This is a genomic window from Streptococcus sp. GMD1S (assembly GCF_000296875.1).
Lineage (GTDB): Bacteria > Bacillota > Bacilli > Lactobacillales > Streptococcaceae > Streptococcus.
Genome location: NZ_AJQY01000093.1, coordinates 1 through 2,431 on the forward strand (window position 1 = coordinate 1; position 2,431 = coordinate 2,431).

2 protein-coding genes are annotated in these 2,431 nt (G+C 36.3%); both read right to left on the minus strand.

The window, feature by feature from the left end; genetic code table 11:
* A partial coding sequence (locus GMD1S_RS07190) for an isopeptide-forming domain-containing fimbrial protein (RefSeq protein WP_000871435.1) occupies positions 1-1,595 on the minus strand: 1,595 nt, incomplete at its 3' end.
* A gap of 362 nt (positions 1,596-1,957) precedes the next feature.
* A partial coding sequence (locus tag GMD1S_RS11560; RefSeq protein WP_000325871.1) for a G5 domain-containing protein occupies positions 1,958-2,431 on the minus strand: 474 nt, incomplete at its 5' end.

Sequence of the window (2,431 nt, forward strand, 5' to 3'; positions counted from 1 at the left end):
GCATCCGCTCCATTGATGGTTTCTGATGCCTTGTCATAAGACTTAAAGCTCCATGTACCCTCTGCCGTCTTCACTTCTGTTTGGCTTGGTTGTGTTGGCGTTACTTGAGTACCATTAGACAAGTTCTTTTCTGTTGCTGGAAGCAGGTCTTTCACTTCTTGTGGAAGTTCTTTGCCTGGGGTTCCACTCACAAACTCATGATGTTTTTCATAAAGGAGGGCCGTGCTTACCTGATTAGAAGGAGCTGATAAATTATCAACATGCAATGTTACAGTATTGTCAATCTTTCCAGAACCTTTTTCTTCTACTTTTTTGTTTGTAGTAGTATTATAAGTTACAATAATTTCAGCAGAAGAATTTGCTTTTATGTATTCAGGTGTCATTTTAACAGTAACAGTTTGACCATTCTTTTCAATAGTATAATCACGCCCTTCCTGTAAAGTCACTCCACCTGATTCCACTTTAAGTCCTTGATAATTAAGGCGCTCATCAAATTTCTGAACCATTTCGATAGATGAAGGCGTTGCTAAAATGTCCTTACCTGGAACCGGAACTTTAAACGTAGCTTTATAGGTTACATCTTGTCCTTCCTTAGCTGGAATCTCTGTAGGATCCACTGCTAGAACAGGGCTCGGATCAATTTTTTCAATATAAAGACCAAAGACGGCCGAAGCAACCTCTGTTGATGAGTAACCAAAATTCATACTATTACTATTTGATCGAAGGGCAAAACCAGAGATATTGTTCTCAGAATAGCTACCGCTTGTAATCTGAGTTGCTACCCAAGCAGTTCGATCTCCTTGATCTTCCTGTCTTAAGACATTGGCATTATTCATCAAACGAAGATTAACATCATTTTGATAATCCTTAACATAGAAGGTTTCCTTCAAGTTGTTGGCATCCATTGCATCGATGTCTGTTGGCTTCATAACCAACTTCAAATCTGTCTCGGAACCATCTGCATAACGCAACTCTGCTGTTACATCCGCATCAAGCCAAAAAGCCTTATTCATAATGTAGTCATGAGCTGCATCTACATAGGGAACATTCCCAATTTCAAAAGCATTATTTTCCCACAATTCTGAAATAGAGAAAAATTCAACAGTAGATTTTTGAGCACTATTCATCTCAGATTCTGCCTGAGCAGTGTTTAGATAGTGAAGAGTTACCTTATTGAATTTTAAGTAAGCATCTACTTGCTTACCATTAACTGTCCCAATATTTGTGAATTTTAGAGAAAGAGGATTTTCAAAAACTTGATCCTGTTTTTTACTTTTATCTACTTTAAGAGTAAAGTTCTCCATCTCGCCTGGATAGGCACCACCCCAGAGATATTCATAGTGGGGATTCGATAAATGAAACTGATCAACAGCCTGTGATTTAGATAAAACACTAAAATTGTTGATGTTCAAATTAAACTTACGAATATCCAAGGTTGAGATATCCGTTCCGTTTTTTATTTCTTCTAAAGCCGCATAAGATTGAAGCGGAATAAGAAAAATAGAAAAAAGTAAAACGACTAGTCCGAGAAAAGCCTGTTTTTTTCTACTGAAAATAGTAGAAAAAGGCATTCTCATGCGATATTTCCATTTCATAATGTACCTCCAAAACTAAAAATGATTGTTTAATCATTTCAAAAGAAATATTCATCTCATTTTAACACAAAAAAAGGGCAATTAAAAGTAGATTATAGATAAAAATTTATTATTTTGTATTTCCAGATTGTCAATTTTTGGTGAGAATAATTAAAATATAAAAATTTTAGAAAAGGCGTTTACACCATGTGAATAACTGTTTTATAGTTAATCCTATTATCACTCTATGAGTTTCATAACGTACTCAAGCCACACATAAACATTAATATATTTAATTTTTTATAAAGAAAGAACCCAAGAATAAATTCTGGGTTCTTTTTAGTATTTCTCGTACAAAAGATACTTTTGTATATTAGAGAGCCTTAGTCCTTCTTACGAACGACAAAGCCTACTAGACCGGCGATAAATAAACCAATCATTGAAAGAAGACTGGTAGAAGCTGTACCTGTGCTTGGTAGAACTTTCTTATCTTGGCTTGCAGTTTCTTCTTTCTTAGTGCTTTCAGCTTGGTTCCCTGTTATTGCAGTATCATTCTTATCACCGTTGGTTGTTGTAGGAGTTACTTTCTTAGTTCCAACTTCAACAATCTCATCTACTGCTGGAGTGGTGATTGTGCTTGATTTCTCAACTCGACCTGTTTCAACGCCGTCTGTGTAAGTCACTGTATAAACAATGGTGCGAACACCCTTCTTACCAGCTGTCTTCACTTGACGACTTCCTTCTGGAAGATCTGGATTTGTGACTTCCTTAGTTTGGAAGGCAACATCTTCTGTCTTCGTTTCTTCCTTAGTCGTTACAACTGGGGCTACTACTTTCTTAGTTCCAACTTCGACAAC